Source organism: Paenibacillus guangzhouensis, assembly GCF_009363075.1.
GTDB lineage: Bacteria > Bacillota > Bacilli > Paenibacillales > Paenibacillaceae > Paenibacillus_K > Paenibacillus_K guangzhouensis.
In genome coordinates this window covers 3442500-3458348 of record NZ_CP045293.1, presented here as the reverse complement: position 1 = coordinate 3458348, position 15849 = coordinate 3442500, and the positions used below count along the sequence as shown (strand labels likewise).

Annotated in this window: 12 protein-coding genes; 8 read left to right on the top strand and 4 right to left on the bottom strand. The window is 49.7% G+C overall.

Translation table 11 applies throughout. The features are described 5' to 3' along the window. Position 1 precedes the first annotated feature (1 nt). From GCU39_RS15545 to GCU39_RS15530, 4 genes are all read left to right on the top strand, one after another. Positions 2–745 carry a pseudouridine synthase gene (locus GCU39_RS15545; RefSeq protein WP_152394353.1) on the top strand — a complete coding sequence of 248 codons (744 nt, stop codon included), beginning with the start codon at positions 2–4 and terminating at the stop codon, positions 743–745. Between the two features lie 54 nt (positions 746–799). Then, complete coding sequence (locus tag GCU39_RS15540) at positions 800–1600, top strand: Cof-type HAD-IIB family hydrolase (RefSeq protein WP_152394352.1); 801 nt, start codon at positions 800–802, stop codon at positions 1598–1600. A gap of 281 nt (positions 1601–1881) precedes the next feature. Continuing rightward, entirely contained in the window at positions 1882–3114 is a 1233-nt protein-coding gene (gene codB / locus GCU39_RS15535; protein ID WP_152397265.1) for a cytosine permease, read from the top strand. 36 nt (positions 3115–3150) lie between these two features. Then, the gene (locus GCU39_RS15530; protein WP_152397264.1) at positions 3151–4416 is read left to right on the top strand and encodes a cytosine deaminase; all 1266 of its coding nucleotides are present in this window, start codon (positions 3151–3153) and stop codon (positions 4414–4416) included. Positions 4417–4696: 280 nt separating this feature from the next. Here the strand turns inward: GCU39_RS15530 and yjcZ are convergent, their stop codons facing one another. Beyond that, positions 4697–4789 (bottom strand): sporulation protein YjcZ, encoded by a 93-nt coding sequence (yjcZ, locus tag GCU39_RS15525; RefSeq protein ID WP_152394351.1) that lies wholly within the window; start codon positions 4787–4789, stop codon positions 4697–4699. 220 nt (positions 4790–5009) lie between these two features. Here yjcZ and GCU39_RS15520 point away from each other — a divergent pair, with 220 nt between their 5' ends. Then, entirely contained in the window at positions 5010–6083 is a 1074-nt protein-coding gene (locus tag GCU39_RS15520; RefSeq protein WP_152394350.1) for a hypothetical protein, read from the top strand. A gap of 74 nt (positions 6084–6157) precedes the next feature. On the opposite strand, the gene GCU39_RS15515 is transcribed toward GCU39_RS15520, so the two are convergent. Both GCU39_RS15515 and GCU39_RS15510 read right to left on the bottom strand, forming a co-directional pair. After that, positions 6158–7558 (bottom strand): RsmB/NOP family class I SAM-dependent RNA methyltransferase, encoded by a 1401-nt coding sequence (locus GCU39_RS15515; RefSeq protein WP_152394349.1) that lies wholly within the window; start codon positions 7556–7558, stop codon positions 6158–6160. A 92-nt stretch (positions 7559–7650) separates the two neighbouring features. After that, complete coding sequence (locus tag GCU39_RS15510) at positions 7651–8847, bottom strand: GGDEF domain-containing protein (RefSeq protein WP_152394348.1); 1197 nt, start codon at positions 8845–8847, stop codon at positions 7651–7653. A gap of 123 nt (positions 8848–8970) precedes the next feature. Between GCU39_RS15510 and GCU39_RS15505 the strand changes: the two genes are divergently transcribed. The 3 genes from GCU39_RS15505 to GCU39_RS15495 are packed head-to-tail and all read left to right on the top strand — an operon-like array spanning position 8971 to position 14743. Then, the gene (locus GCU39_RS15505; protein ID WP_152394347.1) at positions 8971–10101 is read left to right on the top strand and encodes a glycosyltransferase family 4 protein; all 1131 of its coding nucleotides are present in this window, start codon (positions 8971–8973) and stop codon (positions 10099–10101) included. A 35-nt stretch (positions 10102–10136) separates the two neighbouring features. Then, the gene (locus GCU39_RS15500) at positions 10137–11474 is read left to right on the top strand and encodes a metallophosphoesterase family protein (RefSeq protein WP_152394346.1); all 1338 of its coding nucleotides are present in this window, start codon (positions 10137–10139) and stop codon (positions 11472–11474) included. Next, a complete protein-coding gene (locus GCU39_RS15495) occupies positions 11471–14743 on the top strand; it encodes an AAA family ATPase (protein WP_152394345.1) in 3273 nt (1090 codons plus the stop codon). Before GCU39_RS15500 ends, GCU39_RS15495 begins: the two co-directional genes overlap by 4 nt. On the opposite strand, the gene GCU39_RS15490 is transcribed toward GCU39_RS15495, so the two are convergent. Beyond that, positions 14729–15757, bottom strand: a complete 1029-nt coding sequence (locus tag GCU39_RS15490; RefSeq protein WP_152394344.1) for a YkvI family membrane protein — start codon at positions 15755–15757, stop codon at positions 14729–14731. The genes GCU39_RS15495 and GCU39_RS15490 overlap by 15 nt on opposite strands. Positions 15758–15849 lie beyond the last annotated feature (92 nt).

Below are 15849 nucleotides of genomic sequence, written 5' to 3'. Positions count from 1 at the left end.
GATGAAAAAGACGATTCGATTGGATAAAGTGCTAAGTCATATGGGACTGGGTACGCGCAGTGAAATTAAGAAATGGGCCAAGCAGGGACGAATTACGGTGAATGACCGTATGGTCAAAGATACAGGGCTGCAAGTGCAGACCGAAGAAGATATCATTCTGCTCGATGGCGAACGCGTTCACTATCGAGAGTTTATTTATCTCATGCTGAACAAGCCTGCGGGTGTGATCTCTGCCACGGAAGATCGCTATGACCAGACGGTCATTGATTTGCTGGGAGACGAGGAGCGCGGCTTTGAGCCGTTTCCTGTAGGAAGACTAGATAAAGATACGGTAGGCCTTCTGCTATTAACCAATGACGGGAAGCTCTCGCATGAGCTGTTATCTCCTCGCAAACATGTTCCGAAGACGTATATTGCGAATGTTGTTGGCGATGTAGGGGAATACGATATTACGGCTTTTCAAGCGGGTGTGACACTGGATGACGGGTACGTTACGAAACCGGCGGCATTAACGATTCTTCATCATGATCGAACAGGAGCGGAAGTGATCTCCAGAATCCAATTGACGATCATAGAGGGCAAATTTCATCAAGTTAAGCGCATGTTCGAATCCGTTGGGAAGAAGGTTATCTATCTCCAGCGGATCTCCATGGGCACGTTAACCCTCGATACAGAGCTTGCGGAAGGCGAATATCGTGAACTGACAGCCGAAGAGCTGGCAGGACTCAAGCAAGAACGGGAATAGCCCCGAAAATATAGAAAGGTAGATTCAAGACCGAACAGATAGGAGCAAATGCATATGAACCGATTTCAAATGATTGCACTGGACGTGGATGGAACACTGATTAATGATCATCATGAGATGACGGCGAAGACGAGAGAATCCATACTCGAGGTCGCGAAGCAGGGTGCCGAGATCGTATTGTGTACGGGACGCAATCCGAGCAGTACCATTCCGCTATTGGAGGAATTAGGACTCGTGGGGACCGTCATTACACATAATGGCGCCGTGACGATGGAATCCGATACACGCAAGATCATTCATCAGTACGTTATTGCTGATTCAGAGCTGGCCCCATTCAAGGCGTATTGCCGTGAGCACAATTATCATTTTGATCTGAACACTGCGAATGAGCTGTATGTTGAGCGGGAAGATATTTTGACGGAAGAAGTGCTTGCTATGTACGGCAAATTCTATATCGTCCCCTCGGTGCTGCCTGTAGATGGCTCGCTAACAGACCAGATGGTCAAGTTGACGGCGTTCGGTACGAAGGAACAAATGGACGAGCTGGAAGCGGAGTGGAGTACTTGGACGCACGAGCTTACGATCATTCGCAGCGGAGATTATTTCATTGATATTATGCATTCAAAAGCTTCGAAGGGAAATGCGCTCAAACATTGCGCAGCAAGTCGTGAGATTGAATCCAGTTCGATTCTCGCAATCGGGAATTACTATAACGATATTACGATGCTGCAATTCGCGGGTGTAGGGGTTGCGATGGATAATTCGCCAGTAGAAGTCAAAGCGGCAGCCGATGATATTACGCTCAGCAATAATGAAGACGGCGTGCATATGGCACTCGTGAAATATTGTCTCTAATGCAATACTACGAAACCATATTCGTAAATAATTACCATTGACGGTGTGTCGACTTTTTGTCATAATGATAACAATTTCATAGGGTACCTTTAATTCAGTCCCGTGAGGCTGACAAGGACAGCGGAGTTTGTAGGAACCAAGGGAGTCGTGTGCGCACGAGGAGGCCCTTGCTTCTCTATGAACATGGAGGCTTATTGTCAGAGACGGCAATAAGCCTTTTTTGATGCACAAATTCGCATGTTTCAGGTATCCATTACACCACAGGAATACTGGAGGATATGATGGAAAAAGTAGATTTGGAATTCTCATTTGGGCCTGTACCGCAGGCGAATCGCAACGGTTTTTGGAAAATTCTCGCGGTGATGCTCGGATTCACCTTCTTCTCGGCAAGCATGTGGTCGGGTGGAGCCATTGGAAATGGACTGACATTCAGCCAGTTTATCTGGGTCGTCTTATCAGGGAATTTGATCCTAGGCATCTATACGGGAGCGCTCGCGTATATTGCGGCGAAGACGGGGTTATCGACACATTTGCTTACGAAATATGCCTTCGGAATCAAAGGATCTTATTTATCGTCCTTATTGCTAGGCTTCACGCAGGTCGGCTGGTTCGGCGTCGGCGTAGCGATGTTCGCGGTTCCCGTACAGAAGGTAACGGGCATGAACGTCTATCTGCTAATTGCGATCTCAGGCGTGCTGATGACGATTACAGCGATTTACGGGATCAAAGCTTTAGCTATACTCGGCATCGTCGCTGTGCCTTCGATTGCGATTCTAGGCAGCTACTCCGTCGTGGAAGCAACGAATACGATTGGCGGCTTGGAAGGGTTGTTCGCACATCAACCAACACAAGCGATGGGGCTTGCAGCAGCGTTAACGATTTGTATTGGATCCTTCATTAGCGGCGGAACGCTGACACCGGACTTCGCACGATTCGCACGAACGACTCGTTCGGCGGTCGTATCCACCGTCATTGCGTTCTTCCTGGGTAATTCCTTGATGTTCTTGTTCGGTGCAGTCGGCGCCATTGCTTATGGCAAAGCGGATATATCCGATGTCATGTTCGCGCAAGGATTGATCTTACCGGCGATCATCGTGCTTGGATTGAACATTTGGACGACCAATGAGAATGCGCTCTATGCATCGGGGCTTGGATTTGCGAACATTACGAAAATTGCGAAGCACAAGATCGTCGTGTTCAACGGCGTACTCGGAACGATCGCAGCGATGTGGCTGTACAACAATTTCGTTGGCTTCTTAACGGTGCTCGGTACAGCCCTGCCATCGATCGGTGCGATTCTGCTCGCGGATTATTTCATTCTGAAACGTGGCAAATATGGCAAATTCGAAGATATGACCTTCAAGCAAGTGAACTGGATGGCATTGATCGCATGGGCTGGCGGCGTGGTCGTTGCCAATGTGCTGCCTGGGGTTCCGCCGATAAACGGATTACTTGGGACAGCAATCATTTATGTCATCGGAATGAAGTGTTTGCCAGTACGAGGGGATAAATAATCGATTACGATACAATGGAGAGAGGGGTAAATGAATATGATCATTACAAATGCGAAGCTTCGAGGACAAGAAGGACAGTGGGATCTGGAAATCCAGGAAGGTAAATTCACGAAAATCTCGCCAGCGACGAATGCTGTGCGTGAACAAGAAGTGGTTGATGCAGCGGGAAATCTGGTATTGCCTCCGTTCATTGAGCCGCATATTCACTTAGATACGACATTGACGGCAGGGGAGCCTGCGTGGAATCAGAGCGGTACGTTGTTCGAAGGCATTCAGCGCTGGTCAGAACGCAAACAGACGTTAACGGCCGAAGATGTGAAGCGTCGTTCGAAGACGGCGTTAAAATGGCAAATTGCGCAAGGGATCCAGCATGTGCGTACACACGTGGACGTTACGGACCCGGATCTCGTCGCGCTGAAGGCGCTGTTAGAAGTGAAAGAAGAAATGGCGCCGTATGTCGACCTGCAATTGGTTGCATTCCCGCAGGAAGGGATTCTATCGTATCCGAACGGACCGGAGCTGCTAGAAGAAGCCATGAAGATGGGCGCGGATGTCGTAGGCGGCATTCCGCATTTCGAATTCACGCGCGAATACGGTGTCGATTCAATGAAGATCGTCTTCGACCTTGCCGAGAAATATGATCGGCTCGTGGATATCCACTGCGATGAAATTGACGATGAGCAGTCGAGATTCCTCGAAGTTGTCGCAAAGGAAGCGTATGAGCGCGGACTTGGCGCACGGACAACAGCGAGCCATACGACAGCGATGGGGTCCTATAATGATGCGTATGCGTACAAGCTGTTCCGTCTGCTTAAGATGGCATCGCTGAATTTCGTATCGAATCCGCTCGTGAATATCCATCTGCAAGGCCGATTTGATACGTATCCGAAGCGTAGAGGATTAACGCGTGTGAAGGAATTGCAAGAAGCGGGATTGAACGTCTGCTTCGGACATGATGACATCTTCGACCCATGGTACCCGCTCGGTACAGGCAACATGCTGCAAGTGCTGCATATGGGCATTCATGCATCACAGCTCATGGGCTACGAGCAAATTGTGAATTCTATCGACCTCATCACGAAGAATAGCGCTAGAACGCTGCAAATTGAAGATCGCTATGGTATTGAAGTAGGCAAACCTGCCAATTTCATCATCTTATCGGCTGAGAATGAATATGAGGCGATTCGCAAGCAAGCGACGGTGCGTTATTCGTTCCGAAACGGTGAAGTCATTGCAGAGACGAAGCCAAGTGAGTCGACCATTTCGCTAGGTGAAACGGAGAAGGTTGATTTTAATAAATAAGTTATAGTACAACGGTATCTCATCAAAGAGGCTGGGCCATGATTCGATCAAAGGCGCAGCCTTTTTATGATGCATGCAACAGTGCAACAGTGTATTTGCTAGGCCTAAAAGGATATTGGTACGAGTAAATGAATATTACATTATAGATATTGTGATTAGAACAAAGAAAAAGAGGCATTCCATTGTAGTCGCCTACGATGCGAAAGCCTCTTTCGTGTGCATGGGATCAAGCGTAATCCACATGATGCAAGCTCGAATCATCTATTTAGATGCTGTATCTTTAGAGGCATGCACATGCCACGATAACTAACAAGATAAATAAAACAAGAATTGTACTCGCAGTAGTGATAAATCCACCGCCTACTCCGCCCATTGATTATTCCTCCTTTATATCTTGTTTCTGCGAAAATGAAGATCCAGGGGGCTGGGTGTATATCTCCATCTTCGAATAATCCATAGTATGTAGCTGATTTTTATAAGATTGGACGTTTACCCCTAGTTCTCAGAATTGGGCGATCGAATAGTTCGGCGCTCGGAGGGAATCCTAGAAATGGAATGTATGGAAGCAAAACATGCGAAGGAGTGACGGAGGAATGAATATCAACCTACGACCTGATCTGAAGACATCCGGCGGTGAAGTGCATGATATCGTCTTGAATCATCAATATGTCGGAACAATCTCGCTGATCTATCGCGAAGGGGAGCGGGTGGCGGGTTCTGTTCAATTGGAGCAAGATTCCCTGTCACGCGCGGAGAAACCCGTAGTCTTAGAATTCATTACCCAATATGTACAAGGGCTTGCTGGCGCATTAGCGGCGCCGAAGTGTGATGTATTCGTCACGTATAGTCCGTTCGAGACGATTGTATCCACGAGTGAAGAAATTGAAGATCAGACGACGGTCCATGAATGGTACCCGGAAGAATTAGAGCGAGAAATCGAATTCGAAGAAGCCGATGATGATGTCGATGACGAACCTGATCTCGAGCGAATCGAGGCATTTGACGATGAGGAAATCGTAAGGCTTGAGGTCATTAGCGCGGGCCGCCATGTGACCGTCTATGAAGTCTATGATTTGGAAGATGACTTATTGGCCGTCTCCGTCGTTAAACAATATGGCGCGGATGCGATTGGCGAAGTCCGTTGGGACAGGCTGCCGAGTGAAGAAGAGATGGATCAGGTGACGGCGTTGATCGTCCGTGACCTGGATGAGCAGCTAATGGATACCATTCATCTGGAAATGAAGCTCGGTGATATGCAGTTGCAGACGATGGCGCTGACGCATGAAGATCTATTGGAAGACGACGAAGACTACGAAGAGGAAGAAGAGCCTGAGCTATTCGTGAATGCTTCATTTACAGAGCACACCTTCGGTGGTTATTCCATTGAACCGGTGCGAGACGACCACCTTGTGTTGACCTATGCGATCTATCATCACGAACGTTACGGCGCCGTTCCGGTAGGCATTGCAACCGTAGATATTGGCGAAGATGGATTGAGCGGATTCATTGAACTGGAGATTCCGGGTACGACGGAGGATCGTGCCAATATGTGCACGCTGCTCATGCGCGAGTTGGATAAATCACTGGATTATGAAGCGCTGCATTTGACTTTGATGTTCCGCAATGAAGTGATCGATGAGATCCAGTTCGAGAATGAAGTGGATTAACATGGAATAAATAATACGAAGCCCTGTCGTTCCTTGGTAAAGGAGTGACAGGGCTTCGTGTGCGTTCGAATGGCTTAGGGCAGCCGCAAGCCTTTCGGGTAATGATTCTTCAGCTGGCCGCCGCTGGCTTTGCCCCAGCCGAGCGGCAGACCGTTCACGGTCACGAGCGCCCAACCTTTGTGATCCGGCGGCACGGGCAATGTCTCGCCGCGTAGATAAGCGGCGATCTCGGGGGCATCTGGCGCGTAGTCATAGTGAAGACGCGCCCATTCCGGTTTGACGGCGAGCGCTAGCGCATGCGCTGGTTCGACGCGGTTCTTGCGGATCGTGCCGAGGTGCAGGCCGGCACGCGGGATGCGGAGGCCGCTAAGCTGCGCGGCCGACAAGGAGCTGCCGCCCGCTTGCGGCAGCTCATACAGCGCTTCACCGAAGAGAAGCGCATCGCCCTGGCCCGGCGCGAAGCCGGGCAATTCCTCGCGGGCCCACGCGAGGAATTGGGCCATGCCCGCCGCCGCGGGAGCGGCGGGCTGGCCCTTGCCGCGCGGCGCGCGCTCCGCCTTGCGGCGGCCGTGCGCGCTGTGCGCGTCGCCCGCAGCCTGCGGCTCGCGGGCAAGGCTATCGCCGGCTGCTGCGCGCAGCACGGCGACAAAATGGCCCTCACCGCGGTGCTCGTGAGGCCAAATGCGCTCCGTTCCCACTAGTGTGAACGCAGGGAACGCCGCCAGGAGACGTTCAATCATCAACTCATTCTCTTGTCGATTGAACGTACAGGTCGAGTAAGCCAGGGTGCCGCCTGGCTTCAGCATCTTCACCGCTTGCTCCAGGATGTCCCACTGACGCGCCGCGCACATGACGACATGGTCCTCGGACCATTCGCTAATCGCATCGGGGTCCTTGCGGAACATCCCTTCCCCAGAGCACGGGGCGTCGAGCATAATCCGGTCAAAGAATGACGGGAAGCGTGCAGCGAGCTCGTCTGGCGTCGCGTTTGTCACGATCGCATTGGACACACCCATGCGTTCGATATTTTCGGCTAGAATTTTGGCGCGCGCAGGATGAATTTCGTTCGCCACAAGCAGCCCTTGACCTTGCATTTTACCGGCGATATGCGAGGACTTGCCGCCTGGCGCTGCCGCTAAGTCTAGAACAACCTCACCGGGCTGCGGATCTAACATCTCGACAGCAGACATGGCCGATGGCTCTTGAATATAATACAAGCCTGCAGCATGATAAGGGTGCTTGCCTGGGCGATGATGTTCTCCGTAATAGAACCCTGTCCCACACCAAGGAACGGGCTCCAGTTCGTACATCTTGCATAGTTCAGCGGTGAGCTTGCTGTGGAAGTCCGTCTTCAAGGGATTGATTCGTAATCCTTGCGTTCGCGTCTCGTCATAAGACCGCAAGAAACGCTCCGCGTCTTGACCGAGGAGCGTGCGCATTTGTTCGATATACGTGAAGGGTAAAGAAATCGTCATTGGTGATAGTGAACTCCTTGCATGTAATTTTAACATTTCTGTTTATTCGTTCTGCTTGAAAGCCTCCCGCATAGTATTGGACGACGAAGTCATTATGCGGATCCCAAGCGGGTCTTCCGTTCTGGTTTACTGGCTGGACCGAGCAGGTCCGCATAAGCCGTAACTTTATTTTTGCCTGTTGTCTTCGAGTGATACATTGCTTGGTCGGCTTGCTTCACTAATTCCTCCGTCGTTACGCCCTTGCGAAGCGTGCTGTGTCCGACACTAATTGTGACGATGCTCTCGGAAGCGACGCGCCGCCGAATGGTCTCTGCCACTTCTTCGACTTTGGCGTCTTTGTCTACGACTAGGGCAACGAGCTCTTCCCCGCCATAACGCCCTGTAATGCCGATACCTTCGAGCTCCTCCGTCATAATATTCGCAACCTGCTTCAGGACGCCATCAGCCCGGTGGTGACCTTCGGTATCATTTAACTTCTTGAAATTATCAATATCGCTGAAGATGACGCTGACCCGCAAATTCTCATGAATATAGTGGGATGCGACCTTGTTGAAGTATCGCCGATTATACAAGCTCGTTAATCCGTCCGTGATGGAGGAGCGATAGACAGATTGCAGCAGCTCGACAACACGGTCGAACAGAATAAAATAGAGCAGCGTATAATATACAATCGGCAAAAGATTAAGCGTTAGTTCAAGGAATGCCGAGGGCTTCGTCAATAGGTGGGTTCCCATCAAATTGAGCGCCAGAATTATGCCGTATAGCACGAGACTGCTATAATATTTAAGCTGCTGTCTGATGCGTCTGCCAAGCGTCAGACCAAAGAGGATGCACAACACCAGATTGTAAGTCTGCAGCGGCCAGATGCCTGTGAAATGATCCGTAGGAGGACCGCTTAAGAACAGCGGGTCTACCAGCAGCTGAACGGTTGGCAAGACGAGAATGCCCATAATGAGCAGGCAGCAATAAATAACGGTCCGCCGCGAGTTGCGATTATAGAGTTGATAGATCGCTAAGTTCAAAATGATGAACGATAACGTCTGCAAGATTTCAACGAAATAGCTGATCTTGGGGGCTCTTAAGACCTCATTTATGCTAAAATGGATGTTCAAACCTTGGTATGTCATAATGAGGAGAAAGCCGAAAATGAGATATAGGTAAGCTTTTTTGCCTTGTTTCCGATACATTCTTATGGACAGCAGGATCATGATGAACATTATGTATATAATGCAAGATGACGAGAAGGCTTGTCCGATCGTACCTGTGAAGAAATTCGCCAATGTTGACATGCATCTACACTCCAATTAATGATCGATTTTTCTATGATAAGATTGGTTTTGATTCCTAAGATGATTTTGTGAACTACCTCTTTAATCTACGTGCTACTATATCATATTTGGGAGGGCAATGATATGAAACTGTTACAAGCTCTGTTCTTTCCGCCAGAGCAACCGGGCGGAGTGTCTTCTATGATTCCTTTTTTTCAGGAACGGTTTCAGAAGCCGAATTGGGAGATGGAAATATTTTCGATTCCCAAACGCGTCCGCTGCAAAGGGCATGAAGAAGTTGCGTTTGATACATTCGATTGGCACCTATACGAGGAGAACCCGACGGTGCAAAAATATATTCAGACTATCCGAGATTATATATGGTGGTCTAGAATGCGCCTGAAGCAGCCGTATGATGTGATTCATGCGCATCATCCGATCGCAGCGCTTGTCCTGAAGAAGCTGTTCCCGGATACGCCCGTCGTCATGACGATCCATTCGAGCTACGAGCGAGAACTCATTTTGAACGGAAAAATTGAAGATGGCGGGATCGAGCATCAATTCCTAACGTCGATTTACCGCGAGCTTGAATATCATATGGATCAGATACTGACGGTATCCGAGTCGTTCAAGCAGTATCTGTCTACATATATGAATCACCCTGAACGTATTATCGTCATTCCGAACGGTTATGATGAGCGTCGGTTCAAGCCGATCTCTCACGAGAATGAAGTGCCTCAGCTGATCACGGTGTGCCGGCTAGTGCCAGCCAAAGGAATGGATATTCTCCTGCAAGCCTGTGCAGAGCTCAAATCGCGTGGACACTCTTATGTCCTGCACATCATAGGGGATGGTCCGATCCGTACGGAGCTCGAGGAGCTCGCTGCGAAGCTTGATATTTATGATGAGACCATTTTCTACGGCTATATGCTGCATCCGGAACAGTTCATGCCGTTCTCGGATATCTTCGTCCTCCCATCGAGAGCCGAAGCATTTGGATCGGTATTCGCCGAAGCTGCGCTATGCTGGCTTGCCCTCGTCGGGACGAATGTCGGCGGAATCGCAGAGCAGATCGAAGACGGCGTAAACGGTCTGTTGGTGCCGCCGGATCAACCGTCGGCGCTTGCGGATGCGCTCGAGAAAATGATGATCGACCCAGTCTATCGGTATCAGCTGTCACGAGCCGGATGGGAGAAAGCCAAAAAATCATATTCGTTGACGCGCGTCGTCAATGAACTCAAAAATATTTATCTGCAAGTGAAGCGAAAATCGTAACGTTAGATAGAAACGTCGTCTTGGGGGGAGCTGTATTGTCAGATTTTCGATTTATTCATGCCGCAGACCTTCATTTGGATAGTCCTTTTCGCGGGATGTCCCACGTGCCGGATGCGATCCGGGAAAGGCTGCGCGCTTCGACCTTTACGGCATTTACGAATTTGATTGACCTTGCCCTGAGGGAGCAAGTCGACTTTGTCGTATGCAGCGGCGATGTCTATGATTCAGCCGATCGTTCGTTGCGAGCACAGCTTCGATTGCAGCGCGAATTGCAACGTTTGGCCGCTGCGCATATCCCTGTCTATATCATTCATGGCAATCATGATCCTGAGGATGGGATGCATGCTGAATTAACATGGCCTGATACCGTGCACTTTTTAAGCGCGCAAGAAGTAGAGACGAAAATCGTCTATCGACGCGGACAAACGGATGCTTCCAAGGCTGAGGCGATCGCAGCTGTCTGCGGCATTTCGTATGCGCATAAGGCACTGCATGAGAATGTTGCTGTAACCTACCAACGTCTTGCAGGCAGCTCACTCTATCATATCGGACTGCTGCATGGCAATGTCGATGGGGATCCGGGGCATGACAATTATGCGCCCTGTTCGAAGCGAGAGTTGATCCAATCCGGCATGGATTATTGGGCCTTAGGCCACATCCATATCCGTCAGATTTTGCATGAGCAAGAGCCATGTATTGTCTATCCTGGCAACATCCAAGGACGAAGCGTGAAGGAAGCAGGGGCGAAGGGCTGTTATATCGTCCAAGTCACAGAGGAGCGTCAGACGCATCTCACTTTCGTTCCGCTGGATGATGTTCGGTGGTATTCGGAATCGATCTCGATTGAAGGGCTTCATTCTGAGCAAGGTCTGAAAGAACGTGTGGTACAACAAATGGAGCAATGTAGGCAAGCATCGCAAGGACGTATGTCGATCCTTCGCTTGACTTTGAATGGACGTGGAGCTCTTCATCGGAAGCTGGAGCAGAGTAGCTTTGTGCAAGACCTCCTGCAAGTACTTCGCGAAGAAGAGTCGTATGATGCTTCCGAAGACGCGGAGACAGGAGATATCGTCTGGCTCGAATCGCTGCTAGTAGACTCTGGCGCGGAAGTGGACGTGGAGCATATCCTCGAACAGGAGAGCTTTCTCGGCGAATTATTTCGAATGGCTGGACAGGCCACGCTGGAACAAGATCTCTATGAGGAGATCGTGGATCAAGCGTTGGAATCCATGCAAGGCCATGCCCGACTGAGGTTACTAATCGAGGAATTGAAGGATTCGGACGAGGGACGAAAACTGATCGGACGCGCACGTGAGCTTGCGGCGGTCCTGTTGGAAGAGGACGATCCGAGGGCAGGAGGCGAAGCTTCATGAGAATTCATGGCCTCTATATGAACGGATTTGGATCGAAGCACCAGGTCCATATGAAGTTGGATTCAAATGTAACGGTGATTTATGGTAATAATGAGGCTGGAAAAAGTACGCTCTTAGGATTTATTCGAGCGATGTTATATGGCATTCCTTCGCGTACGTATATGAGTGACCGCTACGAACCTGCGTATGGCGGTCTTCACGGCGGAAGGTTAATGTTACAGGATTCCGAGGGCAAGGAATGGGTCATTGAGCGGTATGACCGCACAAGCGCAGGCAATGCCCCGATAGGCGCTGCTGGGGAAGGCAAGCAGCAGAATCTCTCGATTCGTGTAACCGATGCACAGGGGCAAGTCAGATTCTGCTCACAGCAAGACTTGGAACGGGAGCTCTTAGGCGGGTTATCCGCGGATCTATTTCGTAGTTTATTCGCCGTATCGCTGACGGAGCTGCAGGAGCTTCGAACGCTTCAATCCGAGGAACTAAGCGGATTCCTATATCACGCAGGCATAGGCGGCGGCAGAAGTCTGATGCAGGCAGAGCGTAATCTAACGCAAGAGATGGACAAGCTGTTCCGTCCGAAGGGCCGGAATCAAGATATGAATAAACTCCTACTCGCGATGGATCAACTGGAGAAGGATATTCGGAAAAGTAAATCGTATTTGCAGAGTTATAATGAGCATGTCTTGATGTTGGACCGAGCAGATGCCGAAATTGCAGACCTTGCGAGTAGGCTTGAGTCAAGTCGAGCGGAGTTATCGCTCATGATGCGAGCAAAAGGGATGCGTGAGCAATGGCAGCGAGCAAGAATCATTGAGCGGGAGCTTGCCGAATTGCCTGTATTCGCAGCTTTTCCAGAGGATGCGGTCAATCGAACCCAGCAGCTTACGATAGAACGTGATGCGTTAGAGCTTCAGATGCAGCAGACGGATCGAACGATGCTGAAGCTGCAGGAGGAGATGTCAGGACTTGTCTTCGACGACGAGCGATTGCATGATCTTCCCGAAGCTGAGCGGCTGCTTCATATGGCGGAGTCGATGGATGCAAAGCGATTGGAATATCGGGAGATACAATCGGAATATGACGCAGCAGAGCGTGAACTTAAGCGGTTGCTTCGGATGATTAATTCAAGCTGGACCCTTGAGCAATTAAGGAAGTTCGCGCCTACGATTGAGCTGCGAGAGCGGGTTCGAACCGAGCGAGAACGACAACAAGCTTCGGACCGACGCATAGAAGGTCTTCATGCAGATAATGTGCGTCTTGGCCGGCAATTCGAAGCAGCATCGGCGGATGTATATACAGCTCAGCAGCAATTAGATGCTCATCAAGATCTCGGTGGAAGACAGTATTCACATTTGCGTTCGACATCCATGGAAGAGGCTCAGCGATTATGGACCAAGCTGCAGCATGACGTTCAGAAATGGCATCAAATGTTTCTCTCATGGCGAACAGTACAAGCGCAGCGGGAAGCAGAAGAACAAGCACAGGAGCATTCTTCACAGCAGCTGCGAGCATTACAAGCTAAAATACGAATGGGAGCCTTACTTCTTACCATTACCATTCCATTATTTTTTGTCATAGCACAGCAATGGCCATTTGCTATCGGTTCATTTGTCATGCTTCTGATATTGGATGGGTATCTCCTGTTCAGTATGCAGGGGGGATCGAAGCAGGCTCGGAGGCATGCAAGGGGACGTTTACGCCCTGGCAACATGGCGTCATCAGGTTTGGATTCCGATACGGAAATAAGGAATCACGGCATGAACATTCTTACGATGATTCAAGCCTTTATCGCAGCGCCAACCGATCGAACATCACAGGTCGCATCCGAGTCTACGACCATCCTTGATTTGGAACAACACATTGAGCATCAGATGGACAAGTTACAGAAATCTGTTGAACCTTGGCTGCAATGGATTCAGGAGAAGAAACATCTTACTGAAAGATATCAAGAATATCTTCGTGTTGAGCAGCGTCTACGCGATCAATTGGTAGAGACGGAAGAGGTCATGGAGCAGAAGCTGGAGGAGGAAGAGGGGCATCGCCGAAGTTGGTCGGCTTGGTTAACAAGCCTAGGGCTGCCAATATCGTTGTCTCCCGATGCGGTGCTTGAAGTGTTGCAATGGTCGGAGCAAGGGATGGCCTTGCTGCAGCAAATGGATCGCCTTCAACTGAAAGGCAGAGATATATCAGACCAGTTCATCGCGTACGATGTGTCGATTGCAGCGCTTATCGAAGAATCCGCACAGCATCGTACGGAAGAGCGGATGTATGCATTGCGGTCGTACAAACAGCGATTGGATGGCTATGCTGAAGCAAAATGGCTATGGCGTCAGAAAAAGGATCAGCTCGCAGAGTTGACTTCCATGCGTGAGGATTTGGTGTATCGCACAGATCAGCTCGATCAGAAATTGAGGTTCTTGTTCGAGGAAGCAGGCGCAGAGGATGAAGAAGGTTTACGTCGCCATGTGAAGCTGGTGGAACGCAGAGAACATCTGCTGACCACGCATCGTGATCTTTCAGATCAGCTTGGCGGGGGAGTAGAGCAACACCCTGCAGAGCTGGTTGAACTGCTTACGATCGATGATCCTGTTCGGCTTGATCAGCGAATGCAGGATGCCGAAGAACGGATGAAGCAGGATGAGGTTATCTATCTAGAGAAGCAAGAGCAACGAGGCCGCCTTCTCCATGAACTTGACGCAATTAGACAGCGCAGCGAACATGCGGATACACTCCAGCGATTGGAGGAGCAGCGTGCTGAATTGCGATCGATCACAGAGGAATATGCCGTATATGCAATTTGCAACACCCTTTTGCGGCGAACAAGACGGATCTACGAAGACGAGAAGCAGCCGCAGGTGCTTCGACTTGCATCACAATATTTTGCAGAAATGACGGAAGGCAAATATGTAAAGGTCATCGCGCCGCTTGGCGAACGACGGATGCTTGTTGAACAAGCCCAAGGGAAACTAATCGACAGTGCGCTGCTCAGCCGGGGGACTGCAGAGCAATTGTATCTCGCCATGCGGTTCGCTCTTGCAGAGACGTTCGCGAGCCGTCCCCATATGCCGTTGTTATTGGATGATTTGTTCGTGAACTTTGATGCTGGCCGATTGGATCGGACTTTGCGGATACTGAAATCTCTTGCAGGTCGTCACCAACTTATTCTGATGACTTGTCATGCCCATATTGTTGATGCCGTGAAGAGGCATTTTCCTTATGCCGATATACAGCGTATGGAATCAGAGCAAGCGAACTTATCGTTTCTTTAATACAATCATGACAAGCCAGACCAGGCTGAATAATCCGAATAGCGGATATAATACGGACAATAGTGAGCTAAATCCGAATTGACTGATGAGATACGAGATAATCATGAGCAGCAGCGTGATGACGGGTGTCGAGAGGCGCATACGCTGCTGGATTTGCAGTGTAACACCATAGACATCGGCGACGAACGTGGTGAAGATCTCAGAGAATATTAATAATAGGTAGACCATTTGAGCGAATAGACCAAGTTGGTAAGCGATATTGCCCATCGGTATTTCAAATTGTGTAATGCCTGGCATATAAGCTGAGAGGGCAAAGTGACCCGATAAGAGCATAAACCCAATACCAATTCCACCTAGGATGCCGCCTGCGCGAATCACTCCGCGAGAGGGCATTTGTGCCCCAAGTGGGACGAGCACGGCTTGCGCCATGGCAAGATTAAAGGCAGAATAGAGAAAAGGGGCAGCCCAGGTGGCTGTCCAGCTCTTGTCCACAATGAGCGTAATCCAACGGTTCGCCGACGGGGAATCGAGCGTATTTAGAACAATTAAGAACGTGAACACGAGCATTAACGGTACTACAATCGAATTTAGGGTCAGAATGGCGCTCATCCCTTTGCGCAGGAGCAGGAATGTAGCGAAGAGTGTAAGGAGCAGCCCGGTCTGATAATGGATATTAAAATGTTCCACGAACAGTGAGCCTGCTCCAGCGAGCATAATGCTGTTCACACAGATCAATACGATCATTAAGAATAAGCTTATGACTTGCCCAGCCGTCTGTCCGAACAAATGCTTATTCAGATCTTCATAGGAATTTGCCTGAATTTCGTGAGCAATTAGCATAATTTTCGTGCCAAGCCATACAAATAGCACTGTCGCAATAAGTATGGTCCAGGGAGCGAATTTTCCGTATTGCGTGAAGAATTGCAAAATCTCTTGACCCGTTGCAAATCCAGCGCCGACAATGGTTCCGATGTACGTAAAAGCAATTTGTAATACTTTGATGATATTTCTCAAGCAGCTTCCGCCTCCAATGACGCAGTTTGTCCCTCTCTACAAGCCTATGATGAGCTTCGATGGGACATGACTCGAAAAGATGAAGGGGATGG

What these genes read in the sequence shown, in the direction of transcription:
- GCU39_RS15545 (WP_152394353.1), top strand. Translation starts at nt 2, where the DNA reads ATGAAAAAGACGATTCGATTGGATAAAGTGCTAAGTCATATGGGACTG.
- GCU39_RS15540 (WP_152394352.1), top strand. Translation starts at nt 800, where the DNA reads ATGAACCGATTTCAAATGATTGCACTGGACGTGGATGGAACACTGATT.
- codB (WP_152397265.1), top strand. Translation starts at nt 1,882, where the DNA reads ATGGAAAAAGTAGATTTGGAATTCTCATTTGGGCCTGTACCGCAGGCG.
- GCU39_RS15530 (WP_152397264.1), top strand. Translation starts at nt 3,151, where the DNA reads ATGATCATTACAAATGCGAAGCTTCGAGGACAAGAAGGACAGTGGGAT.
- yjcZ (WP_152394351.1), bottom strand. Translation starts at nt 4,789, where the DNA reads ATGGGCGGAGTAGGCGGTGGATTTATCACTACTGCGAGTACAATTCTT.
- GCU39_RS15520 (WP_152394350.1), top strand. Translation starts at nt 5,010, where the DNA reads ATGAATATCAACCTACGACCTGATCTGAAGACATCCGGCGGTGAAGTG.
- GCU39_RS15515 (WP_152394349.1), bottom strand. Translation starts at nt 7,558, where the DNA reads ATGACGATTTCTTTACCCTTCACGTATATCGAACAAATGCGCACGCTC.
- GCU39_RS15510 (WP_152394348.1), bottom strand. Translation starts at nt 8,847, where the DNA reads ATGTCAACATTGGCGAATTTCTTCACAGGTACGATCGGACAAGCCTTC.
- GCU39_RS15505 (WP_152394347.1), top strand. Translation starts at nt 8,971, where the DNA reads ATGAAACTGTTACAAGCTCTGTTCTTTCCGCCAGAGCAACCGGGCGGA.
- GCU39_RS15495 (WP_152394345.1), top strand. Translation starts at nt 11,471, where the DNA reads ATGAGAATTCATGGCCTCTATATGAACGGATTTGGATCGAAGCACCAG.